Source organism: Mycobacteriales bacterium (genome assembly GCA_040902655.1).
Lineage (GTDB): Bacteria > Actinomycetota > Actinomycetes > Mycobacteriales > SCTD01 > SCTD01.
This window is the reverse complement of sequence record JBBDWV010000005.1, coordinates 69,513-95,090: the sequence shown is the minus strand read 5'-3', so window position 1 is coordinate 95,090 and position 25,578 is coordinate 69,513. Positions and strand designations below refer to the sequence as shown.

Genomic DNA, 25,578 nt, shown 5'->3' with positions numbered 1-25,578 from the left:
GCGGGAGTCCTCTCAGTCGACCTGGATGATGCGGGCGCGACCTGCGTCGTCCCGCTCGGCGTAGGCATCCGCGGCCGGCCGCGAGTACTCGACCAGCACCCGGTCGCCCTCCTTCAGCCCGTCGAGCTCGGCCGCCATGAGGCACGGGATGTTGTACTCGCGGGTGAGGATGCCCAGGTGGGACCGGACGGTTCCGCCCATGCAGATGACGCCGGTGAACTGCTCGAGGATCGGCGCCGTGAGGGTGCCGCCGGAGTCGTCGATGACGGCGATCGTCCCGTCCGGCACGCCGTTGAGGAGCATGTCCATCACCACGTCGACCGTGCTGATGAGCCGGGCTGTGCCGGTGATGTCGCTCTTGGCATGGAAGACGTTGTCACCGGCGCCGACGATCAGGCGGCCCTGCTCGTCGCGCGGCTGCTGGCCGCTGTCGCCGATGACGCCCTCGGGCTTGTACTTGTCCGGCTCCTCCACGGCGGAGACCTGCGCCGAGGCCTCGAACCGGTAGCCGGTCGCCAGCATGGCGGCCTCGATGCGCACGAAGTCCTCCCGCGTCAGCTCGAGCGAGGGATCGCCGACCGCCTCCTCCCAGCTCTTCCCGGACGCGGCCAGCCGTTCGGCCACCAGTTTGCGGACCGCGGAGTGGAAGAACTCCACGGTCGGGTTCATCGCCGCCCCGCCCCACTTGTCGGGGATGGCGCCGGTCTCCGTCATAAACCCTCCTCCAAGAGGCCCGCGGCCGTCGCGGTCTCCGCTAGACATCCGATGCTTCGTGCAGCGGCCCGCCATGCGTTTGGCGGGCAGTGCGGCGGCTCTGCTGATCGATCCCGTGTCCCCCTGCATGTGTCGCCGGCGTCGAAAGGACGCCTCGTAGGCGGAAATGTAGCGTACGTCACACTGATACGCAGCACCGTCCGCAGCTCGGTCCGACGCCGGCAGCGGTGCGTCTTGACGTCCGTCCCCTGCACGGTGGAGCCTGCAGACCTCGGATGTCCTCTGCTCGCAAGTCCCTCGCCGACAAGGAGCGCACGTGGCAGTGGTGGTGAGCGGGGGCACGCGCGGTATCGGGCTGGAGATCGCCGCCGCCCTCGCGACCCCCGGTGCGACCGTCGTCCTTGGCTACCACCGGGACGCTGCCGTCGCCGCGGCCGCTCGCGACCGTGTCGCGGCGCGGGGCGCGCACCCGGTCACGGTGCCGTCCGACGTCGGCACGCCGGAGGGCGCGGCCGAGCTTCTCGCCGCCGTGCCGGACGGCGAGAACGTCGACCAGCTCGTGCACTGCGCGGTCGAGGTCGTCCCCGGCGACGCCACCGAGGCCGACCCCGGGCGGTTCGACCACGCCGTCGCCGTCAACGGCATGGGGCTGCTGCACCTCACGCGGGCGGCACGCCCCCGGCTGCGGCGAGGCAGCCTCGTGCTGTTCGTGTCCAGCCGAGGCGGCCGGGTGGTGATCCCCGGCTACGCCGCGGTCGGCGTCGGCAAGGCCGCCGGTGAGGCGCTGGTGCGCTACCTCGCGGTCGAGCTGGCGCCGCAGGGCGTGCGGGTGAACGCCGTCGCACCCGGCATGCTCGACACGGCTGCGGTGCGCACGCTGTTCGGCGACCGCACCGAGGCCGTGCTCGCAGCGAAGGCCGACAGCATCCCGGCCGGGCGCGGGCTCCGGCACGACGACTACCTCGGGTTGGTGGCCTTCCTGGCCTCGCCCGCGGCGGAAATGGTCACGGGTCAGACGATCGCCGTGTACGGCGGCGCCGACCTGTTGGGCTGACGGTTCCCGCCGTCGTGGCGGGTCTTTCTCGAGGAGGAGCACGTGCAGGTCGGTTCACTCATCCGCATCGCGGCCCGACGGTTCGGCGACGCGCCGTGCCTGACCGCGGACGGGCGCACCGTCTCCTTCGCCGAGTTCGACCGGGCCACCGACCGCGTCGGTAACGCGCTGCTCTCCAGCGGTCTCGTGCCCGGCGACCGGGTGGGCGTCATGCTGCCGAACGGCATCGAGGGCCTGGTCGTCTACTACGCGCTGGCCAAGGCCGGGCTCGTGCGCGTGCCGTTGAACCATCGCGAGACCCCGGCGGAGTGGACCTACAAGCTCACCGACTCGGGCTCGCGCGGGCTGGTCCACAGCGGCACGCCGATCGACGGCCCGGACCTGGTGCAGTCCTGGGACCCGCAGTGGCTCGAGGCGACGGCGTGGTCGGGTGACGCGCCGCCGTGCGACGTCGCGCGGGACGTGGAGGCGCCGTACCGGCTGGGCTACACGGGGGGCACCACCGGCAAGCCGAAGGGCGCCGTGCTCACCATGCGCAGCGAGCACGCCGAGCTCGCGCACTTCCTCGTCGACCTGCTGCCTGGTGTCGGCCCCGGTGACGTCATGCTCCACGCTGCGCCGGTCATCCACGCCAGTGGCGCGTTCTTCCTCCCGCACCTGGTCCGCGGGGCGCACAACGTCGTGCTGACGACGTGGGACCCGTCGGCCTACCTGGAGGAGCTGCAGCGCACCGGGGCGACCGCGTCCTTCCTCGTCCCCACGATGATCGCCATGGCAGTCGACGAGCCCGGAGCGGAGTCGCTCTCGGTGCCGAGGCTGCGCCGGCTGTGCTGGGGCGCGTCTCCCATGGCGCCGACGGTCACCGAGCGCGCCCAGCAGGTCTTCGGCCGGGTGCTCGCGCAGACCTACGGCCAGGCCGAGGCGCCGATGGCCATCAGCGTGCTGCAGCCCGAGGAGCACGACCGGGTCGGTTCGGCCGGACGTCCGTACTCGCTCGTCGAGGTGCGCGTGGTCGACGAGGACGACCGAGAGGTACCGCTCGGCGAGTCCGGGGAGGTGGTCACGCGCGGGCAGCACGTGATGAGCGGATACTGGAACCGCCCGGAGGCCAGCGCCGGGGCGTTGCGCGGCGGCTGGCTGCACACCGGCGACATCGGCCGGATGGACGAAGAGGGCTTCCTCTACCTGGTCGACCGCCGCAACGACGTCATCATCACGGGCGGGTCGAACGTCTACCCGCGCGAGGTCGAGGACGTGCTCAGCGCCCACCCGGCGGTGCGCGAGGCGGCCGTCGTCGGCCTGCCCTCGGAGCGGTGGGGCGAGCTGGTGCACGCCGTCGTCGCGCTGCGCCCGGGCGCCCGGGCGAGCGAGGAGGAGCTTCTCGCGTTCGTCGGGGAGCGGATCGCAGGCTACAAGCGGCCGCGCAGCGTCGCGGTGTGGGACGCGCTCCCGAAGAGCCCGGCGAACAAGATCCTGCGTCGCGAGGTGCGGGATGCCGAGCGTGCGCGCGTGCAGTCGGTGCCGCGGTGACCTCGGCCGCCGCGCGCCGGCACCGCCTCGACGGCGTCTACAACCTGCGTGACCTGGGTGGCCTGCCGACCGAGGACGGCGGGACGACCCGGCGTGGGCGGCTGTTCCGCAGCGACAGCCTGCAGTCGGTGACGGCCGAGGGCGCCACCCTGCTGCACGAGCGGCTCGGCGTACGCGCCGTCGTCGACCTGCGCGGCGAGGAGGAGGTGCTCAGCGAGGGGCGCGGACTGCTCGCCGAGCGCGACGTCCGGTACGTCAACCTGCCGCTGGTGCAGGAGGACGGCTCGCTGCTGAGCTACCTCGAGGACGGGCGCACCGTCGACCTGGTGCCCCGTTACCTGTCCTACCTGGACTCGCCGGGACGGGCGATGCTGCGCGCGATCGAGCTGCTCAGCGAGGCCGAGACGCTGCCGACGGTGTTCTTCTGCGCAGCGGGCAAGGACCGTACCGGCGTGCTGTCGGCGCTCGTCCTGCGCCTGGTCGGCGTGCGGGCCGAGGCGGTGGTGGACGACTACCTGCTCAGCGCGGAGAGCGCCGAGGTGATCCTGCGCGAGCGGCTGATGCCGTCGCCGGCCTATGCCCGCAACATCGCCACGCTGCCGCGGGAGGTGTACACCGCGGAGGCGGCGACCATGCGCCGCTTCCTGGTCGCGCTCGACGAGCGGTACGGAGGCGCCGAGCGGTGGGCGCTCGATCAGGGGCTGGCACCCGAGATCCTGGCTCGGGTGCGCGCCGCCCTTCGCGAGGAGCATCGCCGCTGACGACCGGGCGGGCGCAGGGCGGGCGGCGCCCCGGTGTCAGCCTGGTGGTGGCTCGACCAGACGCTCGTGCAGCCGCTGCACCACGGACGGCTCCAGGCCGGCGTCGACGAGGAAGCCCCGCACGGAGCCGAACTGCGCGTCGACCTCGGTGAGGAAGTGCGTCATGGTCTGCGCCTCGCAGGCGTGGACGTCGACGGGCAGCCGGTCGATGCGGTCGGCGTAGGACGGCAGCCGGCGCAGCCGGGCCAGGATCTGCGGGACGGCGGGCGCGCTCGCCGCGTAGTCCTCGGCGACCACCTCCGCCGGGACGCCCACGGCGCGCAGCACCAGCGCCGTCGTCACCCCGGTCCGGTCCTTGCCGGCGGCGCAGTGCACGACGGCCGGGAGTCCGTCGTCGGCGAGCATCCGGAAGGCCTGCACCAGAGACCCCGCGCTGACCGACAGGTAGCCGAGGTAGTGCTGCACCAGCGTGTCGAGGGCCAGGTCAGGGATCGCCCGGTCGTCCTTGCTGTCCAGCGGCAGGTTCACGTGCCGGACCGGGGAGCCGGCCAGCAGCCCGCGGCCCTCCCGCTCCACCTCGGCCGGTCCGCGCAGGTCGACGACCAGCCGCAGCCCGAGCCGCTCGACGAGCGCCTCGACGTCGTCCGTCGTGAGCTCCTGCATCGTGTCGCTGCGGAAGAGCATCCCGGAACGGGTCCGGCCGCCGTCCTCGGTCGAGAGCCCGCCGAGGTCGCGGAAGTTGTACGTGCCGGCCGGCTGCCACCCCGGCGTCACGACAGGCGTTCCAGCACCGTCGCGTTGGCCATTCCGCCGCTCTCACACATCGTCAGCAGCCCGTACCGGCCCTGCCGCGCGTCGAGCGCGTCCAGCAGCGTGGCGAGCAGCCGACCGCCGGAGGCGCCGACCGGGTGGCCGAACGCGATCGCGCCGCCGTGCACGTTCACCCGCTCGGGATCGGCGCCGGTCTCGCGCAGCCAGGCCAGGACCACCGGTGCGAAGGCCTCGTTGACCTCGCTGGCGTCGATGTCGTCGATGCCGAGCCCGGTGCGGGCCAGCACGCGCTGCGTCGCCGGGATCACCCCGTGCAGCATGAGTACCGGGTCGACGCCGACCACGGTCCCCCGGACGACGGCCGCGCGCGGCCGCAGCCCGAGTCGGTCGGCCACGTCCTCGGCGACGACGAGCGCGGCACTGGCCCCGTCGCTGACCTGCGACGACGACCCGGCGGTGACGACCCAGCCGATCTCGGGATGGCGCTGCGCCGCCTGCTCGTCGTGGAAGGCCGGCCGGAGCCGGGCCAGCGCCTCGACCGAGGTGTCCGCGCGGATGCCCTCGTCGGTGTCGAGGACGGCGCCGTCCGAGCGACGCACCGGCGAGATCTGCGCGCGAAGCGCCCCTGCCTGCTGTGCCTCGGCGGCACGTCGGTGCGAGCGCACCGACCAGGCATCGCTCGCCTCGCGGCTCACGTTCCACCGGGCGGCGATGAGCTCGGCGGAGATGCCCTGCCGGACCAGCCCCTTGGGGTAGCGCGCGCGCAGCCGCGGACCGAGCTCGTCCCGACCGAGCCGGTTGGCCTTCATGGGGACGGTGCTCATCATGTCGACGCCGGCGGCGACGACGACGTCCTGCTCGCCGGCCATGACGGCCTGGGCCGCGAACTGCACGGCCTGCTGCGCCGACCCGCACTTGCGGTCGATCGTCGTGGCCGGCACGTGCTCGGGCCAGCCGGCCGCCAGGGCGGCGTGCCGGGCGATGTTGCCGGATTGCTCGCCCACCGGCAGCACGCAGCCAGCCACGACGTCGTCGACCATTCCGGGGTCGATCCCGGTGCGCTGCTGCAGGGCCTCGAGCACGCCGGCGAGCAGGTCGACCGGGTGCACGCCGACCAGCGCGCCGCCCTCCTTGCCCTTGGCGAACGGCGACCGGACGACGTCGACGACCACGGCGCGGCGGGTCACCTGCTTCTCCAGCTCATCGGCGCAGGGTGACGCTCACGTCACCGGAGCGGGTGGACAGCGACCGGGCTGTCGTCGAGGCGACGAGGTCGCGCACCCACGCGGTGTGCGGCGAGACGTCGGCCGGCAGCCGCTGCGGCACCGGTCCGGCGGCGTACATCGCGTCCACGTCCGGGCCGGGCATGAGGTAGCGCAGCAGCAGTTCCTCGTCGGACAGCGCCTCGCCGTACTCGCGCCGGATCTCGGCCAGCGTCGGCTGCGGCGGCGGGTTGTCCCGGATGAAACGGCCGCGCTGGCTGCCGAAGGCACGGTCGAGCACCTCGGGGTCCACGGTCCCGGGTGGGGGGCCGAGGTGCCCGGCCAGGTACACGAGGTTCTCGTCGGGGATGACGCCGTAGCGCTCGCCGTTGACGACGTTGAGCATGGCCTGGATGCCGACGAGCTGGCTGAACGGCGTCGCCATCACCGGGTAGCCCATCTCGGCCCGGACCACCTCCACCTCCTCCAGCACGGCCGGCAGACGGTCCTCCATCCCGTAGGTGCGCAGTTGGTTGAGCAGCGTCCCGGTCATGCCGCCGGGCAGCTGCTGGTGGTAGACCGCCAGCCGGAACTCGGCCGGAGCGCCGGTTGCGTAGCCCTCGGCGGCGGCGACGGCGCGGAAGTGCTCGGCGACCTCGGGCAGCCGGGAGTCGTCGATCGCGACGTCGTGCCCCAGCCGACGCATGTTGTCCAGCGTCGCCTCGGTGGACGGCATCGACGGGCCGTTGGCGAGCGTCGACACCGCGGTGTGCACGATCGTCACGCCGGCCTCGGCTCCGGTCAGGTAGTTGATGGTGCCGAGCCCGGTGGTGTTGTGGAAGTGCATCTCCAGCGGCACGCCGTCGGCGGCGTGGCGCATCCGCGGGATCCAGTCCCGCGCGCGGTCGGCGGTGAGCACGCCGGGCTCGTCGCCGAGGATGATGCTGTCGAGGCCGTCCCAGGTCGCCATGTCGCGAACGATGCGCTCGAAGTAGCCGTCCGTGTGCACCGGCGAATGGCTGAACATCACCTGGGGCGACACGCTCATCCCGGCGTCGTGCGCGACGCGGGCAATGCGCCGCATCTGGTCGAGGTTGAACAGGCAGTCGAAGATCCACAGGCTGCCGATCCCGTGCTTGGCCAGCGTACGCACCCACAGCTCGACGATCGCGTCCGGAGTTCGTCCCATCCCGACGACGCCGTTGCTGCGGGTGCCGGCGCGCAGGGTGCTGTTCGGCATCGCGGCCGAGACCAGGTCCAGCCCCTCCCAGGGGTTGTCCCGGCAGTACCGCACCTGCACCTCGAACTGCGAGCTGCCGGTGAGGTCGACGACGCGGTAGCCGGCGGAGTCGATGGCCTTGGCGATGGGCAGGATGTGCCCGGCGCGCATGCGCATGCCCCACAGGCTCTGCTGGCCGTCCCGCAGGGTCTGGTCGATGAAGTCGATGGTGGCCATCCGGAGCCCTCTCCTGTCAGCTCTGCGCGCTTCAGGCGCTGGTGTCGATGAGGACCAGCGGCTGGCCGTGCTCGACCATCCCGCCGTTCTCGACCAGAACCGCGGTGACGACGCCGGCGACGCCGGCCGGCACCCGGCTCATCAGCTTCATCACCTCGACGATGCCGATGGCGTCCTCGGCCGCGACCCGGCTGCCGACGTCGACGAACGGCGGGGCGCCGGGGCTCGGTGCCCGCCAGAACAGCCCGACCGACGGCGCCGAAACGGGTGTCCCCGGCGCGCCACCGGCCACGGAGGTCGCAGCCGCGGTCGTTGCCGGCTCAGCGGCGCCGGCAGCCGCCGGCTCGGGTGACGCACTCGTCGCGGCGACCGCCGGACTCATCGTCGCGGGTGTGGGGGAGGCGCCCACCACGGCGGGTTCAGCCGCAGCAGCGGGGGCGGCCTCCGCACGCCGAGACACGTGCAGGCTGTCGCCGCTGACGTTCACGGTCATCTCCTGCCAGGTGCTGCCCTCGAACACCTCGAGCAGCTCTCGGAGGTCATCGGGTGTCAACCCCATCGTTCAGTCACCTATCCTCCGGTTCTGGCCCCACCGAGGCGCGGAACATCCGACCTCTACCGTAGTTTCTAGCGCATGAAGTGACGTGCGACACCATCTGGTCGCGGAGGTAGCAGCAAACATGGGCGTCATCGACACCGCGATCGAACGGATCCGGGACCTCATCGCGAACGGTGACCTCGCGCCAGGTGACCGGCTCCCGCCGGAGGCCGAACTCGCCGGTCTCCTCGGCGTGTCCCGCAACTCGCTGCGTGAGGCGGTGCGCGCGCTGATACAGGCCAAGGTGCTGGATGTGCGCCGGGGGGACGGCACCTACGTGACCAGCCTGGAGCCGCAGCTGCTGATGAGCGGGCTCAGCTTCGTCATGGATCTCATGCAGGACCGGACGGTGCTCGAGCTGTTCGAGGTCCGCCGGCTGCTCGAGCCGGCAGCCACGGGGCTGGCGGCCACCCGCATCTCGGGTGGCGCCATCCAGGAGCTGCGCGGGCTGCTCGACGCCATGCGTCGTACAACGACCAGCGAGGACCTCATCACGCAGGACGTCGCGTTCCACCGGTGCGTGGTGAAGGGAGCCGGCAACGAGGCGCTGGTGTCCTTCCTCGAGGCTGTGTTCACCAGGACAGCACGCGCCCGCATCTGGCGGGGCGTCTGGGATCGGGGCGCCCTGGACTGGACCTATGCCCAACACGAGATGATCGTCGATGCCCTCGAGCAGCGCGACGTCACGCTGGCCACGGCCGCGGCCACCGTGCACGTGTCGGCCTCTGAGCAGTGGCTGCGGCACCTGCTCAAGGATGCCAACGCCGGAGACGGCAGCGCGAGCCGCTGGCTGGGCACCGGTACCGGCACCGCCACCGCAGCGGCATTGGCCTTCCGAGCCCCGATTCCCTAGATCGTCTGCGAGATCGCCTTGATCGGCATCTGCAGGTCCTGCAGCATGTCCAGGTCCTCGGTGGCGGGTCGGCCCAGGGTGGTGAGGTAGTTGCCGACGATGACGGCGTTGATGCCGCCGAGCATCCCGTTGCGGGCCAGGTCGCCGAGGGTGATCTCGCGGCCGCCGGCGAAGCGCAGGATCGTGCGTGGCAGCGCCAGCCGGAAGACCGCGATCGCCCGCAGTGCGTCGTTCGCTTCCATCACCGGCAGGTCGCCGAACGGCGTGCCCGGCCGCGGGTTGAGGAAGTTCAGCGGGACCTCGTCCGGCTCGAGCGCGGCCAACTGCGCGGCGAACTCCGCGCGCTGCTCGAGCGTCTCGCCCATGCCCAGGATGCCGCCGCAGCAGACCTCCATGCCCGCATCCCGCACCATCCGCAGGGTCTCCCAGCGCTCCTCCCACGTGTGGGTGGTCACGACGGCGGGGAAGTGCGAACGCGCCGTCTCCAGGTTGTGGTTGTAGCGGTGCACACCCATCGCGGTCAGCGCGTCGACCTGCTCCTGGGTGAGCATCCCGAGTGAGCAGGCGACCTGGATGTCGACCGCCGCGTGGATCGCCTTCACCCCCGCCTCGACCTGCGCCATCAGCTTGTCGTCCGGTCCGCGTACGGCGGCGACGATGCAGAACTCGGTCGCGCCCGTGGCCGCCGTCTCGACCGCCGCCTGCACCAGCGACGGGATGTCGAGCCAGGCCGTCCGCACCGGGGAGGGGAACAGCCCGGACTGGGAACAGAAGTGGCAGTCCTCCGGACATCCTCCGGTCTTGAGGCTGACGATGCCCTCGACCTCCACCTCCGGGCCGCAGTGCCTCATCCGGACCTCATGGGCCAGCTGCAGCAGCTCGGGCAGCCGATCCCTGCCCAACTCCAGACAGGCCAGCGCCTGCTCCTGGGTCAAAGGGACGCCGCGCTCGAGCACCTGCTCGCGCGCGGTCGTGAGGATCTCCGTGCTGGCGCGGCCGAGCAGGGCGGTCATAGCATCCTTCAGCAGTGCGAATACATCCGATGTCTTCCTGCGGAACAGTGTCACACACAGCGAAGAGCTTCCTACCCGGCGCACAGCCCCACCGTCCTCGCCGCCGGCGCCTACGCAACGGCTGTCGCCTCCACGGCGACCTGTCGGAGACCGAGGCGTACCTCGCCCGCCTCGATCCGGTTCAGGTCGCAGACTGACTCGTGGGCCGCGGCCACGACGTCGGCGCGTATGACCCGGCCGCCGGGACGCCCGGTGCCCGTGTCTCGGTCATCGCCTCCGCAGACATCCCGGGCCCAGGGGACGAGCCTGCCACCCCGACCGCTGGTAGTGACCTCTTCACGCTCGTCCACAGCTGTGCCCACCGGTTCATACGCCGGGCTGCGATCATTGCCGGAATCGACCGCGACTCGGCGAGTACCTGATGCCGTCGAACTTGGGCTTCTTCGTCTGTGCGGGTTCTTCGTCCGTGCGGCTGCCCGCACCAGCGAGGGCGTTGCCTCCTCACCCGGGGCTTCCTGACCTCCCTGGATGACGCGGACGCACAACCTCCACGACGATCAGCGCCGCTTCAGCCATGTCCTCGTGCTCCCAGACCCGTACCGGAAACCACCCCTGATCGAGTAGCAGTCGGTCCGTGTCGCGATCACGTTCGCGGTTGCGCTCCAGCTTCTCGCGCCACCAGTCCGCGTTCGCCTTCGGCGCGGTGGCGTGCTGGGGGCACATGTGCCAGAAGCACCCGTCGACGAAGACGGCGACCTTCGCCGGTCCGAAAACGATGTCGGCCCGCCGACGCATGCCAGGGATGACGGACCGCTCGACGCGGTAGCGCAGGCCTGTTGCGTGCAACGCCCGGCGCAGCTCCAGCTCGGGGCGCGTGTCCCGCCGCCGCTGCCGCTGCATCCGCCGACGGACAACGGCCGACGAAGGGACCGGGCCGGCCATCAGACCTGCGCGAAGGTGGTGTCGTACTCGTTCGCCATCCGAACGATCATGCTTCCGTAGTGGAAGGAGTCGCCGGGCTGCGGTGCGGGCGGGTCGTCGACGATCGTGACGGGGCCGCCGTCGTTGCGCAGGTCCAGCACGGTGACGCCTATGCCGTCGAAGCCGCTCTCGGACGAAGCCGATCGGCGGGGGATCTCTGCGACCTTCTTCAGCACCCGCTCGGTGTCCGCGGGCTGCCGATGCTGGGTGACCTCGGCGGGGGTGTCCCCGAGCCGCCGGTTGTTCACGACCGGGGACAGGAACTGCTCGGCGGCGTTGACCTGGACGTAGCCGATGGCCAGCGCCTGCCGGGAAGCGCCGTGCACGCACAGGTGCGAGGAGTTCAGCTCGTCGTAGAGCCGGGGCAGCGACTTTACGTGCGCCGTCATGCAGGCCTTGGCCTCCAGCGCCACGAGGACCGCGCCGACGGTGCTGACCGGGAAGGCCGGCAGCGCGGCGAGCACGCCCTGCTCGAGGGGCTCCAGGGCGATGCCGTACTGCTCGGCGAGTCCGGCGAAGGTCTTGGCCTTGACCGGAACAGCGCCCGTGGGGCGCGCGATGACCAGATCGAGATCCTTCTTGCGGCCGGTCGCGAAGTCGGTCATTGTGTGGTTGACGCCGAGCACGACCTTGCCGTCGTCCACGTGCCGCCGAAGCAGGCTCGACGTTGCGAGCAGGTCTAGCGCCACGCCCCAGCTGCCGACCTTGCTGTGCCGGTCGGACCGGGAGTGGTACTGCCAGTGGTTGCCGTACTTGTCGGCGGGGCCAGGTTGCTGGAGGAAGCGCGCGAGGATGCCGGGCCCGTACATACGGCAAACCTACGGCCTGGCCCGCCGGCTGCTGGTCAGATCGCGAGCGGTGTCATCCGGGGGCCCATGACGTCGGCGTGCTCGGCCATGTCGGCGCGGAAGCCGGGATGACGCCCGAGGTTGCCCTGCTCCAGCCTGCGGAGGAAGCCCAGGACGCCGCGGTGGCTCAGGGTCGGCGCCTGGTCAGCGTCGACGACGTCGAGCAGGTGGCGGTACGGGGCCCGGATCGGGTGCTCGGAGATGGACACGCTCCAGACCTTGCCGTCCTGGCCCCAGGCGGCGGCTGGCCAGGACGCAGGGCCGTCCCACGCCCGGCTGTCGACGTCGACCTCTCCAGGCGCGGCCAGCCTTCCGGCCACCCATGCGGCGACGTCGACGGTGACGGCGTTGCCGACGAGCTTCCAGCGCGGCCCGCGGGCCTTGCCCTGCTCGGCGATGGCCGTCCACTCGCGCGGGAAGCCCTGCATGGCTTCGGCATCGCTGATGCGCGGCGTTACCACCTTGCGCCCGGGTTGGGCGTCGGGCAGCCAGATCGCCGGAGGCGATGGGATGCCGATCGTCGATCCTCCCTTGAGGGTGGGCACGGCGTCGCGCGCCCAGCCGAGCCCGCCGCGGCCCTCGGTCCAGTAGAAGCCGTAGGCGTCGTCGGCGTAGTCCTCATCGGGGCGAGGCCCGGCGTCGTCGCTGAAGAGCACCTCGCGCGGGTCGTGGGTCGTGGACGCGACCAGCAGCACTCGCCGTCGACGCTGCGGTGTCCCCGTGAAGCGGGAGTCCACCGTCCGGTAGGCCCAGCGGTAGCCCAGCTGCTCGAGCTCGCGGACGAGGTAGCGCATGGCCTGCCCGCGGTCCAGCGCCAGCATGTTGGGGACGTTCTCGATCAGCAGCCATGGCAGCCGGTCGCCTTTGCCTCCGGCGAGCCGCAGGGCCTCGAAGACGTGCGAGACCAGGCTGGACGCGGCCCCGGTGATGCCGGCGGTGCGCCCCGCCTGTGACAGGTCGGTGCACGGGAAGCCCGCGGCGAGCACGTCCAGGTCGGCCGGCAGGTCGCGCAGCTCGCGCACGTCCGGGTGGATCGGGATGCCGTCGAAGCGGGCCGCGAGGACCTTGCGCGCAGGCTGCCACCACTCGCACAGCAACTCGGTCTCGACGGCGTCCCCGAGCGCGCGCTGGAAGCCGAGCTCGATCCCGCCGATCCCGGCGAAGAGCCCAGCGATCTTCATCGTGCCCGGCACTGTGCCTCCGACGTGGGTGGTCCTGCGGTCAGAGTGAAACTAGCTGTGCCGGAGGACAAACTCGAGCACCTGGAGGGGGGTGTCCGCTGTCCCCAGTTCTGCTCCAGCGTCTTGACGACGGCCAAGGGCGTTCACCGCGAGCGCGTCGTCCTCTCGGGGTCGACAGCTCCTTGCGGGACGGCGAGCGAAGAGGCCGCGTTGAAGGCTTCCGTACAGCCAACGTACAGCCACGGGATCGGACGGCGGCGAATGCCGGCGAACCGCTGCACCCCTGTGACCTGGGGAAACAGACGAGGGCGCACTGCCGCCGACCCCCACACCTGACTACGGATCAAGAGGTTAGGGGTTCGAATCCCTTCGGGCGCACCCAGGGAAGTGCAGTCCCGCGGCGACTACCTTCGCTGACCATGTCTGGCGAGGGTGTCGAGCACCCGTCGATCAGCCGCTTCCGGGACATCCTCACGCGCCGTGGAGGAACGGGGCGCATCGTGGTGCTCCCGGCGGCCGCGCACACGGCCGCACTCGCTGCAGGCGCGCTCGGGTGCGAGGTCGGCGCCATCGCCAACAGCCTGCTCTTCGACGCCGACGGTCGCCCCGTTCTGATCTTGACCTCCGGAGCGCACCGGGTGGACACCGCGAAGGTGGCCTGCGAACTCGGCGTCGGAAAGCTTCGACGTGCGGCGCCCGACTTCGTGCGCGAGCACACCGGCCAGGTCATCGGCGGAGTGTCACCGATCGCGCACCCGCTGCCGCTTCGGACCTACATCGACCCGTGGCTGCAGAGGTACGACGAGCTCTGGGCTGCCGCGGGGCACCCCGCTGCAGTCTTCAGCACCTCGTACGAGGAGCTCGTCCGCCTGGCCGACGCGACGGTACTGGACGTCGACTGAGCTGGAGGCCAACGGAAACGGGCCGACGCTGTGACCGCGCAGGTCAGGGCTGGAGGGTGAGCTGGGTCTGGGTGACGACCGCGGCGACCTTCCCGTCCTGCGTCGTGACGGTGGTCTGCCACACGGACGTGGTGCGACCGCGATGCAGCGGCACACACCGCCCGGTCGCCGTGCTGCCGACCGGGATCGGCCGGAAGAAGTTGGTCTTGCTCTCGATCGTCGTGGTCCTCAGCCCCTCGGGAAGGTTCAGCGATGCGGCCGTGCCACCGAGGTTGTCGGCGAAGCCCATGAGGGCTCCCCCGTGCAGCACGCCGTTGCGGTTGGCGAACTCCTCCCGCACGGTGAGTTCTGCTTCGACGTAGTCACGGGAGAAGGAAGTGACCACGATTCCCAGGTGCGTCGCGAAGGCGGGCTGCGCCTCGGCCACCGCCTGCAGTCGGCGGTCCTCGTCCTGGTTGGGCACACGCGCAGCGTAGGCGCACGGGGTCCCGCGAGGGCACCTGCCCGCCGTCAAGCGGCGCCGACGCCTTCGCGTGGCCCGCACACCTCGAGGCTCACCGCACCGCAGAGGATGAGCCCTCCGACGACGGCGGCCAGCGGAAAACCCAGGGCCAAACCGACGATCCCGATGACCGGCGCGACCAGGACCGGGGCGGCGGTGGCGGCACCCTGGTTGACGCTGGCGCGTAGCCCGAGCGCGAGACTGCGCTGCCCGGGTGGTGCGTTGGCGGCCACGAGCACGAGCAGCATCGGCAGGCTCAGCCCCATGCCGATGCCGACCAGTGCCGCGGGGAGGTAGAGGCCGGGCACCGTCGTGACCACCGGCGAGAGCGCCACCCCGGCGCAGCTGACGGCCAGACCACCCGCGCCGACGAAGGTCGCGCGACCCAGCCGGGCGATCCGGCCGGTGAGCAGGGAGGTGAGGGTGGCGACCAGCGCCATGGTGGACACCGCGCTTCCCACGACCCCGGGGGCCGTCCCGATGCCGACCAGGTACAGCGGCAAGAAGGCGCTCCACATCGACATCAGCCACAGCCGGGTGAAGGTCAGCAGCATCACGATCTGCATTCCGCGCAGCGTGAGCAGCCGGGCCGCGGGTCGGAAGGTTGCCCGCCCCTCACGCTGCGACGGTGCCTGGCAACGGTCGTCCGGCAGTCCCAGCCCGACCGCGAAGAAGGCAACGCCGAACAGCGTGACGAGCGCGAAGGCCACCTGCACGCCGGCCAGTTGCACCGCGGCTCCGGCCAGGACCGGCGCCACGATCTGGCCGAGGTTCGCCACGAAGCTGAACCGGCCGCTGTCCTGGCTGCGCTCGGCCGGCGAGCGCATGCCCGAGACGTACGCCTGCCCGCCGAGCCAGCCGAGCGGCCGGGCCACCCCGAACGCCACCTGGAGCACGAACAGCAGCGCGAGCGACGACGCAAGCATGAAGCCGACCCCCACCAGGGCCAGGCCGAGCGTGCCGGCGAGGTAGGCGCGGCGCGCGCCTGCACGGTCGATGAGGCCGCCGAGCGGCACGGACACGATCATCTCGGTCAACGCCTCGGCACCCAGCAGCAGCCCGATGACGGCAACGCCGACGCCCATCTCGGCCGCCCGCAGTGGCACGAGGAAGTACATCAGCGTGCTGACACCCAGCCCGAAACCCCCTGAGGCGTACGCGAGCAGGCGACGACGATCCGAGATCGTCGGGCTGTCGGTCATCGCGCACCTTTCCCCGGGGCGGGGCGTTGACGGGCCCTCCCGTGCAGTCCTACTGTCCATAGAATGTCAAGCACTGAAGTATCACGGATATTCTCCGGCCGCGGCCGATGAGCTGCCGCCTGCCGCTCGCACTCGCGGTCGGCCGCTACGACCGGGTGCAGGCTCTGCTCGACGGTCGGGTACGTCCCGAGGGGATCGACCTGACCTGCCTGGCGCTGGGCGCGGAGGAGACGTTCTTCCGCATGCTGCGGCACCGGGAGTTCGACGTTGCGGAGATGTCGCTTTCGTCGTACGTGCTCTCGCTGCTGACACCCGAGCGGCCCTTCGTCGCAATCCCGGTCTTTCCTTCACGGGCCTTCCGGCACTCCTCGATCTACGTCAATGCCGACAGCGGCATCGAGCGCCCGAGCGACCTGCGTGGTCGGTTGGTCGGCACGCCGGAATACCAGATCAGCGCCGGAGTGTGGATCCGCGGGACCCTCGCCGAGCACCACGGCGTCCCGGTCGAGAGCGTGCGCTACCGGACCGGGGGCCAGCATCAGGCCAACCGGCCGGAGAAGATCTCGCTCTCCCTGCCGCCCGAGATCGACGTCCAGCCGATCGGGCCTGGGCAGACGCTGTCCGCGATGCTCGACAGCGGCGAGATCGACGCGTTCTACACGGCGCGGATGCCCCACTCCTTCTGCCGCCCCGGCAGCCGGGTTCGGCGACTGTTTCCCGACTACGAGCAGGTGGAGCGCGACTACTACGCCCGAACCCGGATCTTCCCGATCATGCACACCGTCGTCCTCCGGCGCGAGGTCTACGAGCGGCACCGTTGGGTCGCGCAGTCCCTGATGCAGGCCTTCGCCGCAGCGCAGCGGGAGACCTACGAACGGCTGTACGACACGACCGCGCTGGCCACGATGCTGCCCTGGGCGGTCGGCGAGCTCGAACGCACCCGCGCACTCATGGGCGGCGATTTCTGGCCGTACGGCCTGGAGGCGAATCGCTCGACGTTGTCGACCTTCCTGCGCTACTCCTACGAACAGCACCTGGCCAGCCGGGTGCTGGAGCCCGAGGAGCTGTTCGTGCCGGAGACCCTCGAGGCACACGCGATATGACCGTTCTGCCGTGAAGGATCTGCCCATCGCCGGCCTGGTCGTGGCCGGCCGGACCCGTGGCCCCGCCGGTGGTAGCGCCGTGCGTAACCCGGCCCGGCCCAGCGAGATCGTCGGAACAGTGGCCGCTTCCGGCCCGGACGATGTGGAGGCGGCGGTGCTGGCGGCTCATGGCGCCGGACGGGCGTGGGCTGCGTTACCGCTCCCGGAGCGTGCTGACCGGCTGCTGTCGGCCACGACGTTGCTCCGCCACCGCAGTGCGGAGCGAGCCGTGCTCTATGTGCGGGAGAACGGCAAGACCCTGGCGGAGGCCGAGCGGGAGGTCGCCGGTCTGCCGGGGCGGCTGCGGCTCGTGCTCGGGTGGGCGGACCAGCTGACCGACGAGCCGGTCGAGGGTGCGCCGGGAGTCGTCGTGCGCCGGCGCCCGTACGGCGTGACCGCGTGCGTCGCTCCGTTCAACGCGCCGCTGACCCAGACCCTGCCGCAGGTCGTGAGCGCGCTGCTCACGGGGAACACGGTCGTCGTCAAGCCACCGCCGACCTGCCCGCTGACGCTGACCGACTCCCTGGCGGCCCTCGCCGCGATGCTGCCGGCCGGCTGCATCAATGTCGTGCAGGGCGGTGTCGATGTCGGCGCGGCGCTGGTCGGGCACCGACTCGTGCGCAAGGTCGCCTTCACCGGCAGCACCGAGAGTGGCCGCCGGATCCTGCACAGTGCGGCGGAGACGGTGAAGAGCGTGACGCTCGAGCTCGGCGGTAACGATCCGGCGGTCGTGCTGGCCGACGTCGACCTGGGAGAGGCCACCATGTCTGCGCTGGCCGGCAGCGTCTTCCGGATGGCCGGCCAGGTGTGCATGGCGGTGAAGCGGATCTACGTCGAGGAGCAGGTGCACGAGGAGTTCGTCGACGCGTTCTGCGCCCAGGTCGACCGGCTCGTCGTCGGCGACGGGTTGCAGGCCGGAGTGACCATGGGGCCGCTGCACAGCCAGGGCGGGCTGGCAAAGGTCACCGGACTCCTCGACCGGGCGGCGTCGACCGGCGCGTCGGTCCGTGTCCTCGGCCGCCGCACGGACGGAGCCCAGGATGGCGGGTGGTTCCTGTCGCCGAGGGTGGTCACCGACGTGCCACCGGATGCCGCGCTCGTGCGCGAGGAGCAGTTCGGTCCGGCGGTACCCGTGGTGCGGGTGCGGGACGCGGACGAGGCGCTCTCGCTGGCCAATGACAGCGAATACGGGCTGGCCGGCTCGGTGTGGACGAACGACCTCGAGCGCGGTGCCGAGCTCGCGGCGCGGCTCGAGACGGGTGTCGCCTTCGTCAACGCGCACGGCACGCAGAGCGTGAACTCCACGAATGCGCCGTACGGCGGAACGAAGCAGAGCGGGCTCGGTCGCAAGGCAGGTCTGCGGGGCATCGACGAGTACGCCGAACTGCAGACCCTTGTACTGCCGGGGCGTCAGTAGAAGACCGCGCCGCCGTCGACCGTGAGGTTCTGTCCGGTGACGAACCCGCTCGCCTCCGAGGCCAGGAAGAGCACCGCGCCGACCAGGTCCTGCGGCAGCATCTCCCGCGGCAGGCTGCGCTCCTGGGCGCGTTGGGCCGACCGTGCGGCGAACTCCTCCTCCCGGCCCTCCCGACTCGCCTCGTTGCTCACCAGGCCGGGCGTGACGCAGTTGACCCGGATGCCCGAGGCACCGAGCTCACGGGCCATCGCCCGGGTCATCGCGAGGACGGCGCCCTTGGAGGCGACGTAGTGCAGCGCCCCCGGTGTCCCCTTCAGTGCCGTGCCCGACCCGATGTTCACGATCGCGCCGCCCGCCTGCCGGCGCATGGCCGGCAGGACAGCTGCGGTGGCGTTCCAGACGCCGCGGACGTTCACCGCCATGACGTCGTCCCACTCCTGCGTGGGAATGTCCTCGAGTGGACCCCGGTAGAGGCCGGCGTAACGGGCGGCGTTGTTCACCAGCACGTCGATGCGTCCCCAGTGCTCGAGCGCCACGGCTGCCATGGCGTCGGCCTGCTCCCGCGAGCTGACGTCCCCCTCGACCGCATGCCCCTCGGCGCCGGCCTCCCGCACCTGCGCCAGCGTTCCGCCCGCCGCCGACCGGTCCACGAGCAGCAGCCGCGCCCCGCAGCGCGCGAAGGCGCCCGCGTACTCTGCTCCGATGCCCCGCGCTGCCCCTGTGACGACGACGACCTTGCCGCTGAGATCCACCACGGGGTCAGCATCCCCCAGTCGTTGCCAAAGAGTTGCAGACTTGTGAAAAGTCGCGCTAGATAACTGTCGGGATCTGGAGTACAAAGAGGGCGTGACGACTGTCACGACGGACCGGCAGCACCGGGGGCTTCCCCGGACCGCTACCGCGATCGCACCCCGAGGAGACGAATGAACCGGAGAGTCCACCGGCGCTGGGCGACCCGCACCGCCATCGCTGCCGTGCTCGCGCTGTCTGTGGCCGCCTGCGGTGGCGGTGCCGGCACCGACGCGGCGAGTCCGCAGCAGCCTGAAGGAAGCACCGGTGACCCGGGTGCCTACGACACCAGCAAACCGTTGAAGATGAAGGTCGGCCTGCAGGCCCTGGTGATCCAGACGTCCTACCCGCGGCTGGCCGACGCCCTCGGCTACTTCGAGGACGAAAACCTCGAGGTCGAGCTGCTGACGGGCGAGGTCACGTCGAACAACGTGCAGGCATTGATCGGCGGCTCGCTCGACGCCTACCTCGGTGGGCCGGAGGCGCTGGCGGCCAACGAGCAGGGCGCTGACCTCATCTTCGTGGTGGGGGCGGCCAACAACTCCATCTGGGACGTCGTCACCTCCCCGGAGATCACCGACCTCAAGCAGCTGGAGGGCAAGGCGTACGGCGTCTCCTCGCTCGCCTCGATCAGCACCGCCGCAGCCCGCGCAGGTCTCGAGGCCAAGGGCGTGGACACCAGCAAGATAAAGTTCGTCGCGGCCGGTGGCACCAGCAAGCGGTACGCGGCACTCAAGGCCGGGCAGGTCCAGGGCGCGACGCTCGGCATCCCGCAGAACTACCAGGCCGAGGACCAGGACGGTTTCAAGAACTTCGGTAACACCAGCGTCGACCTGGGCGCGCCCACCATCAACGCCTCCACGTTGACCGTGAGCAAGAAGTGGGCAGAGGCCAACGAGGAGGCGTTGGTGCGCTTCCTGCGGGCCTACCAACGGGTGATCAACGACCTCTACGACCCGGCGATGAAGGACAAGCTGACCGAGGTCATCGCGGCTCAGCTGAAGGTGCCGGAGAAGTACGCGGCGCGGGGGATCGAGGACCTCTTCCTCGACAACGACGGCAAGGACCCGGCCGTCGGCAAGGACGGCAGGACCGACCCCGAGTCCCTGCAGAACTCCGCCGACGCCTTCGTCGAGATCGGCGCCCTGAAGTCGAAGATCGACCCGACGAAGTACATCGACGAGTCCTACCTCGAGCGGGCGCAGCAGACGCTCGAAGACTCGCCGCCGAAGTAGCAGCGCGGTGCGGCTGGGCCCGGCGGATCGCGCCGGGCCCAGCCGGCACGTCCCGTGCAGGATCGTGGACAGGGACCGGAGGAGAGGGTGCATATGACCACCGTGACGATCGACTCGGCCACGGCAGGCACGGTCGGAGGGGGGCTTCCCGCCGACCCGCCGGCAGCCACCGCTCTGGGCGCGTGGGTCCTTGGCTCGCAGGACCAGTCCGACCTCGTCTGGGGGCACCTGTCGCTGCGTGACCCGGACGGTCGCGGCGTGTGGATGAAGTCGGCCGGATACGGCTTCGAGGAGATGACGCCGGAGCGCATCGTCTTGGTCGACGCCGACGGCGGCGTGCTCGCCGGCGAGGGCCGGCGGCACGCCGAGTACCCGATCCACACAGAGATCTTGGCGGCCCGCCCGGACGTCAACTGCGTCGTGCACACGCACTCGGCCAGCGCCGTCGCCCTCGGCGCCACCGGCGCGGAGCTGCTGCCCGTCTCGCACGAGGGCAACTTCTTCGTCCCCCCGTCGATCGCGCGCTTCACGGTCACCGGAGACCTGATCCTGACCCGGGAGCTCGGCCGGGAGCTCGCCGGCACGCTCGGCGACCGCAACGCCGCACTGATGATCAACCACGGCTTGGTGGTGGCGGCAGCGGACCTGCCGACCGCGGTGGTCGCCACCGTCCTGCTCGACCGGGCCTGCCGCACGCAGCTGCAGGCGATGTCCGCCGGCGGCGTGCAGCACTGGTCATCCGAGCAGGAGTCGCTGGCCAAGCGACAGCACTGCTACCCCCCGGCGTTGATCCAGCAGGCGTGGGACTACCTGGTCCGCGGGCTCGCGACCTGACGGCCGGGCCTGGGGCAGCGCCGTCGCGTCGGCCGCTGGGCCTCACCGCGACGCTGACCGTGACCATGGCGGTCGGGCCGCTCGGGCTGTTCGCGCTGATCGCGCTCGGCCCGCTCGTCACGGCCGACCTGCGGCTCGGGCCGTCTCAGTTCGGTGCTCTGGCGACGATCTCGTTCATCGTCGCCGCCCCGAGTGCATGGCTGCTCGGCCGCTGGGTCGACCGCTACAGCGCCAGGACCATCATCTTCAGCCTGCTCGGCACGGGTGTCCTGTCGCTCGTCGTCCTGTCGGCTGCCACCTCGTACCGCTGGCTCGTGGCCGGCGTTCTGCTCGCCGGCATCGCGATGTCGGCCACCAACCCGGTGACCAATCGGCTTGTCTCGGTGCAGGTCGGCGCTGGGCAGCGCGGCGCGGTGATGGGCGTCAAGCAGTCGGGTGTGCAGATCGCTCAGCTGTTCATCGGGCTGACGCTCCCGTCCGTCGCCGTCCTCACGGGCTGGCGGGGTGCGTTGGCCACGACCCTGACCATCGTGGCACTGGGAATGGTGCTGACACACCGCTACGTCCCGGCCGGACGACCGCCCCCGCCAGCCGATGGGGGAGACAGGACCGAGCAGCCCCTGCCGCACCAGGTCTGGCTGCTGCTCGCCTACGGCTTCGTCTCCGGCGCGGCCCTGCAGGCGACCATCGTGCATCTGCCACTGTTCGCCTTCCAGGAGGTGTCCTTCAGCGTCGCCGCCGCGGGTCTCATTGTCGCTCTCCTCGGGGGAGTCGGACTGCTCGCGAGGGTCGCGTGGGGCCGCGTGACGGAGCGCAGCTCCGACCCGCGCCAGGTGCTCGTGTGGATGGCGCTCGGCGGCGCGACAGCGACCTGCCTGCTGCTGGCCGCTGCACAGTGGCAGGCGGCTTGGCTGGTGTGGAGCGCGACCGTCCTCACCGGTGCGACGGCCGTCGCCGGCACCGTGGTGGTGATGACGGCTGCCGTCCGGGTGGTCCCGCCGGGCTCCATCGGGACCGCCTCGGGGCTGCTTGCCGTCGGTCAGTACGGCGGGTTCGCGCTGGGGCCTGTCTCGTTCGGCCTGTTGGTCGAAGCTGCCAGCTACGCCTCGGCCTGGGTCGTCGTCGCGGTGGTCTACGCCGCCGCCGCGGCCATGGTCGCGGTCGCCAGGTTCACGACGCGCGCGACACGCTGACCGGGCCGTCCGCCCGCATGGTCACCCACCTCAGGCCGGCACGCAGAGAACGCCAGCCACCCATCTCGCTCAGGTCGGCGGACGGCCGGTCGGCGACGAAGAAGTGCCTGGCCATGACTACCCGGGAGACCTTGTCGACGAGGTCATCACTGCGGAAGAAGACCTGGCGCAGCGTGCCGATCGACCCGCGCCCGTGCAGACCGATCCCGAGCTGCTTGCGCACGGTGCTGGCTCCGCCGTCGCATCCGGCGACGTAGTCGGCGCGCACTGCCAGATGCACCCGAACGGGGACAGTCCACCGGCAAGACCATCGCGCTGTGGGAGGCTGCGGGCGGCTGTCGAGAAAGTCTCCAACAGCTCGACAATGCAGGGTTCGAAGCGCCTGCAACGACACGTGACGACCAGAGGGACTCGCTCGATATGGACCCCGGGCTTGTGGCGGATGCAGAACTGTTGCGCGATGTGGTTGCAGCGAACCACATCCTCGCCTCTCAGGGAGTGCTCGACGCTTTCGGGCACGTCAGCGCGCGCCACCCGGAGGACCCCGGCTCCTACGTCATCTCCCGTTCCTTGGGTCCTGCGTACGTCTCCGAGAGCGATCTGCAGCGCTTCACACTGACCGGCGACCAGCTGGCCGGCGACCCGGGGGGGGGGGGGCGCGCTCGGCGTACGCCGAGCGCGCCATCCACGGGGCGATCTACGCCGCCCGTCCCGACGTGCTGGCGATCTGCCACAATCACTCGCCGTCGATCATCCCGTTCGGGGTGACCGGTGTCCCGCTCCGTGCCGTCTTCCACATGGCCGCCTTGCTGGGCGTCGACCCTCCCGTGTGGGACATCGGTGACGCCTTCGGTGACACCGACATGCTGGTGCGCACCCAGGAGCAGGGGCAGTCGTTGGCGCAGACGCTGTCCTCCGGCCGCGTCGCTCTGATGCGGGGGCACGGCGGCGTGGTCGCGGGCGGCTCCCTGCGTGAAGTCGTCATGGCCTGCGTCTACATGGAGCACAACGCGAGGTTGCAGATGCAGGCCATGACCATGGGCGAGGTCAGGTACCTGTCGGAGGAGGAGGTGGAGCGGGCGGCCAGGATGCTGCTCGACCCTCTGGTCAGCACCCGAGCCTGGCACGCCTGGAGCCTGCGCAGCGGCACCGGCCGGTAGCGTCCGCCGCCCAGTCCGGTCGAGGGTGCCCGGCCCAGCCCACGACGCGACGATCAACCGAGAGCCGCACTCGTAAGGGAGTTGACTAGGTTGCAGTTCTACCTGGACGGCTACAGGGCCGGTGACCCGCTGATCGAGCCACCGCACCCCCACGTCGCCGAGCAGCTGGACGGTCTGCCGGAGAAGGCTGACGTCGTGATAGTCGGTTGCGGTCCGGCCGGCCTGGTCCTGGCCGCGCAGCTGGCTGCCTTCGCCGACATCCGCACCGTCATCGTCGACCGGCGCGACGGACCGCTCCAGGTGGGCCAGGCCGACGGGGTCGCCGTCCGTACCGTGGAGATGTTCGAGGCGTTCGGACTGGCCAGCCGACTGGTCGACGAGGCCTATTGGGTCAACGAGGTCAGCTTCTGGCGGCCCGACCCGGGCGATCGTACGAGGATCACGCGCACCGGACGCGTCCAGGATGTCGAGGAGGGCCTGTCCGAGTTCCCGCACGTCATTGTGAACCAGGCTCGGATGCTGGCCTACCTGCGGGACTTCATGGAGCGCTCATCCAGCCGGCTCCGGCCGCACTACGGGCTCCACGCCACGGACGTATACGTCGAGAACGATGACTCGTCGGGCTATCCGGTCACGGTCACCTTCCAGCACCTGAAGGAGCTGCAGGATGCAGGGGAGACCTCTGAGATCCGCGCGAAGTACGTCGTCGGCTGCGACGGTTCCCGCAGTGCGATCCGGTCCGCGATCGGCCGAGAACTCCTCGGCGACGCGACGAACCAGACGTGGGGCGTCATGGACGTCTTGGCGGTCACCGATTTTCCCGACATCCGGCTCAAGTGCGCCATTCACTCCGCGAACCAGGGCAACCTGCTGATCATCCCGCGCGAAGGTGGCTACCTGGTGCGGCTCTACATCGAGCTCGACCCCTTGCACGACCGCGAGATGCTGGAGAACCGCGAGGTGACCCCGGAGAAACTCGCCGTGGTTGCCAACCGAATCCTGCATCCGTACACGCTGGAGGTGAAGGACGTCGGATGGTGGTCGATGTACGAGATCGGGCAGCGCCTGTGCGACGGGTTCGACGACACGCCCGCGGACGAGGCAGCCAGCCGCCTTCCCCGGGTGTTCATCGCCGGCGACGCATGCCACACCCACAGCGCCAAGGCTGGTCAGGGCATGAACGTGTCCATGGCCGACGGCTGGAACCTCGGCTGGAAGTTGGCCAGCGTGCTGCGCGGGACCGCCCGGCCGGAGCTGCTGCGGACCTACTCGGACGAACGCCATGCGGTGGCGCAGGAGCTCATAGACTTCGACCGTGAGTTCGCCCGGATGTTCAGTTCTCCACCCAAGGAATCCGAACAGGTTCTCGGAGCCGGGGGCGACACGGAGGAGTTTCAGCGGTACTTCGTCCGGCAGGGCCGCTTCACCGCCGGAGTCGCCACCCGCTATCCGCCGTCGATGATCACGGGGGAGGCGACCCACCAGAACCTCGCCAAGGGCTTCCCCGTCGGGATGCGCTTTCACTCCGCGCCAGTCGTTCGGCTGTGCGACGCGAAACCGATGCAACTTGGTCACGCTGCCCGCGCCGACGGCGCCTGGCGGCTTTACCTCTTCGCCGACCGTGGAGCCCTCGCGCATCGCGACTCAGGAATCCGCCGGCTGTGCGAGTTCCTGGCATCGGAGGCCTCACCGATCGCAGCGTTCACCCCGGCGGGGGCAGACCCGGACTCCGTGATCGACGTCCGCGCCGTCTTCCAGCAGGGACATCGCGATCTGACCCTGGAGACGACGCCGGCTGTCCTACTGCCGCGAAAGGGGCGGTTCGGTCTCGTCGACTACGAGAAGGTCTTCTGCCCCTGTCCGACCGCCGGGGACATCTTCGAGGTACGTGGCATCGACCGGGACCGAGGATGCATGGTCGTAGTTCGTCCCGACCAGTACGTGGCGCACGTGCTGCCCTTGGAGGGACACAACCAGCTCGACGCCTTCCTGTCCGGAGTACTGCTCGACGTGCGGAGGCCATAGGACCTAGAGCGGTCCACCGCGCTGACCTGAGCCTGGGCCTGGGCCTGGGCCTGGGCGAAGGGTGTCCTCGATCTGCCGACGAATAAGTTATCGGACGGGACATCCCCTCTGGTGGACTGTCAGAACCCGCGGGGATACCTTCGGCCGGGCGTCGTCAGGGGTTTTGCTCATCCCCGGCGTGGGACTGCGAGACCCGATCAGGCCGAGCCGGAGGT

24 protein-coding genes and 1 pseudogene are annotated in these 25,578 nt (G+C 70.8%); 12 read left to right on the top strand and 13 right to left on the bottom strand.

Annotated features, from left to right (window positions below; translation table 11 throughout):
• Positions 1–12 precede the first annotated feature (12 nt).
• Positions 13–714: a PEP-utilizing enzyme gene (locus WD794_01605; GenBank protein MEX2289008.1), complete on the bottom strand. Its 702-nt coding sequence runs from the start codon at positions 712–714 to the stop codon at positions 13–15.
• Positions 715–1,030: 316 nt separating this feature from the next.
• Between WD794_01605 and WD794_01600 the strand changes: the two genes are divergently transcribed.
• From WD794_01600 to WD794_01590, 3 genes are read left to right on the top strand one after another with little or no spacing between them, the layout of a single operon-like run.
• Positions 1,031–1,768, top strand: a complete 738-nt coding sequence (locus tag WD794_01600) for an SDR family oxidoreductase (GenBank protein MEX2289007.1) — start codon at positions 1,031–1,033, stop codon at positions 1,766–1,768.
• 42 nt (positions 1,769–1,810) lie between these two features.
• Positions 1,811–3,298, top strand: a complete 1,488-nt coding sequence (locus WD794_01595; protein ID MEX2289006.1) for an AMP-binding protein — start codon at positions 1,811–1,813, stop codon at positions 3,296–3,298.
• Positions 3,295–4,059: a tyrosine-protein phosphatase gene (locus WD794_01590; protein MEX2289005.1), complete on the top strand. Its 765-nt coding sequence runs from the start codon at positions 3,295–3,297 to the stop codon at positions 4,057–4,059. Before WD794_01595 ends, WD794_01590 begins: the two co-directional genes overlap by 4 nt.
• Positions 4,060–4,095: 36 nt before the next feature.
• Here the strand turns inward: WD794_01590 and WD794_01585 are convergent, their stop codons facing one another.
• The 4 genes from WD794_01585 to WD794_01570 are packed head-to-tail and all read right to left on the bottom strand — an operon-like array spanning position 4,096 to position 8,047.
• Positions 4,096–4,833 (bottom strand): tyrosine-protein phosphatase, encoded by a 738-nt coding sequence (locus WD794_01585; GenBank protein ID MEX2289004.1) that lies wholly within the window; start codon positions 4,831–4,833, stop codon positions 4,096–4,098.
• Positions 4,830–6,017, bottom strand: a complete 1,188-nt coding sequence (locus tag WD794_01580) for a thiolase family protein (GenBank protein MEX2289003.1) — start codon at positions 6,015–6,017, stop codon at positions 4,830–4,832. Before WD794_01580 ends, WD794_01585 begins: the two co-directional genes overlap by 4 nt.
• A 13-nt stretch (positions 6,018–6,030) precedes the next feature.
• The gene (locus WD794_01575) at positions 6,031–7,488 is read right to left on the bottom strand and encodes a carboxyltransferase (protein MEX2289002.1); all 1,458 of its coding nucleotides are present in this window, start codon (positions 7,486–7,488) and stop codon (positions 6,031–6,033) included.
• A gap of 31 nt (positions 7,489–7,519) precedes the next feature.
• Positions 7,520–8,047 carry a biotin/lipoyl-containing protein gene (locus tag WD794_01570; protein ID MEX2289001.1) on the bottom strand — a complete coding sequence of 176 codons (528 nt, stop codon included), beginning with the start codon at positions 8,045–8,047 and terminating at the stop codon, positions 7,520–7,522.
• A gap of 121 nt (positions 8,048–8,168) precedes the next feature.
• Between WD794_01570 and WD794_01565 the strand changes: the two genes are divergently transcribed.
• A complete protein-coding gene (locus WD794_01565; GenBank protein MEX2289000.1) occupies positions 8,169–8,939 on the top strand; it encodes a FadR/GntR family transcriptional regulator in 771 nt (256 codons plus the stop codon).
• Here WD794_01565 and bioB read toward each other — a convergent pair.
• The 4 genes from bioB to dcm all read right to left on the bottom strand — a co-directional run bounded on the left by bioB (position 8,936) and on the right by dcm (position 12,962).
• On the bottom strand, positions 8,936–9,952 hold the full coding sequence (gene bioB, locus WD794_01560; GenBank protein MEX2288999.1) for a biotin synthase BioB: 1,017 nt from the start codon (positions 9,950–9,952) through the stop codon (positions 8,936–8,938). The genes WD794_01565 and bioB overlap by 4 nt on opposite strands.
• A gap of 501 nt (positions 9,953–10,453) precedes the next feature.
• The gene (locus WD794_01555) at positions 10,454–10,894 is read right to left on the bottom strand and encodes a very short patch repair endonuclease (protein MEX2288998.1); all 441 of its coding nucleotides are present in this window, start codon (positions 10,892–10,894) and stop codon (positions 10,454–10,456) included.
• On the bottom strand, positions 10,894–11,742 hold the full coding sequence (locus WD794_01550) for a hypothetical protein (protein ID MEX2288997.1): 849 nt from the start codon (positions 11,740–11,742) through the stop codon (positions 10,894–10,896). Before WD794_01550 ends, WD794_01555 begins: the two co-directional genes overlap by 1 nt.
• A gap of 35 nt (positions 11,743–11,777) precedes the next feature.
• Complete coding sequence (gene dcm / locus WD794_01545; GenBank protein MEX2288996.1) at positions 11,778–12,962, bottom strand: DNA (cytosine-5-)-methyltransferase; 1,185 nt, start codon at positions 12,960–12,962, stop codon at positions 11,778–11,780.
• Positions 12,963–13,381: 419 nt separating this feature from the next.
• Between dcm and WD794_01540 the strand changes: the two genes are divergently transcribed.
• Positions 13,382–13,864, top strand: a complete 483-nt coding sequence (locus tag WD794_01540) for a YbaK/EbsC family protein (protein MEX2288995.1) — start codon at positions 13,382–13,384, stop codon at positions 13,862–13,864.
• Positions 13,865–13,907: 43 nt separating this feature from the next.
• Here the strand turns inward: WD794_01540 and WD794_01535 are convergent, their stop codons facing one another.
• Together WD794_01535 and WD794_01530 are read right to left on the bottom strand one after the other, a co-directional pair.
• Positions 13,908–14,327, bottom strand: a complete 420-nt coding sequence (locus WD794_01535; protein ID MEX2288994.1) for a PaaI family thioesterase — start codon at positions 14,325–14,327, stop codon at positions 13,908–13,910.
• A 47-nt stretch (positions 14,328–14,374) separates the two neighbouring features.
• A complete protein-coding gene (locus WD794_01530; GenBank protein MEX2288993.1) occupies positions 14,375–15,568 on the bottom strand; it encodes an MFS transporter in 1,194 nt (397 codons plus the stop codon).
• A gap of 107 nt (positions 15,569–15,675) precedes the next feature.
• Here WD794_01530 and WD794_01525 point away from each other — a divergent pair, with 107 nt between their 5' ends.
• Together WD794_01525 and WD794_01520 are read left to right on the top strand one after the other, a co-directional pair.
• Positions 15,676–16,671 carry an ABC transporter substrate-binding protein gene (locus WD794_01525; GenBank protein ID MEX2288992.1) on the top strand — a complete coding sequence of 332 codons (996 nt, stop codon included), beginning with the start codon at positions 15,676–15,678 and terminating at the stop codon, positions 16,669–16,671.
• A 10-nt stretch (positions 16,672–16,681) separates the two neighbouring features.
• Entirely contained in the window at positions 16,682–18,127 is a 1,446-nt protein-coding gene (locus tag WD794_01520) for an aldehyde dehydrogenase family protein (protein ID MEX2288991.1), read from the top strand.
• Here the strand turns inward: WD794_01520 and WD794_01515 are convergent.
• Complete coding sequence (locus tag WD794_01515; protein ID MEX2288990.1) at positions 18,121–18,882, bottom strand: glucose 1-dehydrogenase; 762 nt, start codon at positions 18,880–18,882, stop codon at positions 18,121–18,123. The two genes, WD794_01520 and WD794_01515, sit on opposite strands and share 7 nt — an antisense overlap.
• Positions 18,883–19,050: 168 nt before the next feature.
• On the opposite strand from WD794_01515, the gene WD794_01510 reads away from it, so the two are divergent.
• From WD794_01510 to WD794_01500, 3 genes are all read left to right on the top strand, one after another.
• Positions 19,051–20,151 (top strand): ABC transporter substrate-binding protein, encoded by a 1,101-nt coding sequence (locus WD794_01510; GenBank protein MEX2288989.1) that lies wholly within the window; start codon positions 19,051–19,053, stop codon positions 20,149–20,151.
• 93 nt (positions 20,152–20,244) lie between these two features.
• A complete protein-coding gene (locus WD794_01505) occupies positions 20,245–20,985 on the top strand; it encodes a class II aldolase/adducin family protein (GenBank protein ID MEX2288988.1) in 741 nt (246 codons plus the stop codon).
• A 65-nt stretch (positions 20,986–21,050) separates the two neighbouring features.
• The gene (locus WD794_01500; protein MEX2288987.1) at positions 21,051–22,178 is read left to right on the top strand and encodes an MFS transporter; all 1,128 of its coding nucleotides are present in this window, start codon (positions 21,051–21,053) and stop codon (positions 22,176–22,178) included.
• On the opposite strand, the gene WD794_01495 is transcribed toward WD794_01500, so the two are convergent.
• Positions 22,156–22,446: an FAD-dependent monooxygenase gene (locus WD794_01495; protein MEX2288986.1), complete on the bottom strand. Its 291-nt coding sequence runs from the start codon at positions 22,444–22,446 to the stop codon at positions 22,156–22,158. The two genes, WD794_01500 and WD794_01495, sit on opposite strands and share 23 nt — an antisense overlap.
• A 382-nt stretch (positions 22,447–22,828) precedes the next feature.
• On the opposite strand from WD794_01495, the pseudogene WD794_01490 reads away from it, so the two are divergent.
• Together WD794_01490 and WD794_01485 are read left to right on the top strand one after the other, a co-directional pair.
• Positions 22,829–23,338: pseudogene (locus tag WD794_01490) on the top strand (class II aldolase/adducin family protein).
• Between the two features lie 81 nt (positions 23,339–23,419).
• On the top strand, positions 23,420–25,363 hold the full coding sequence (locus tag WD794_01485) for an FAD-binding monooxygenase (protein MEX2288985.1): 1,944 nt from the start codon (positions 23,420–23,422) through the stop codon (positions 25,361–25,363).
• Positions 25,364–25,578: the final 215 nt, after the last annotated feature.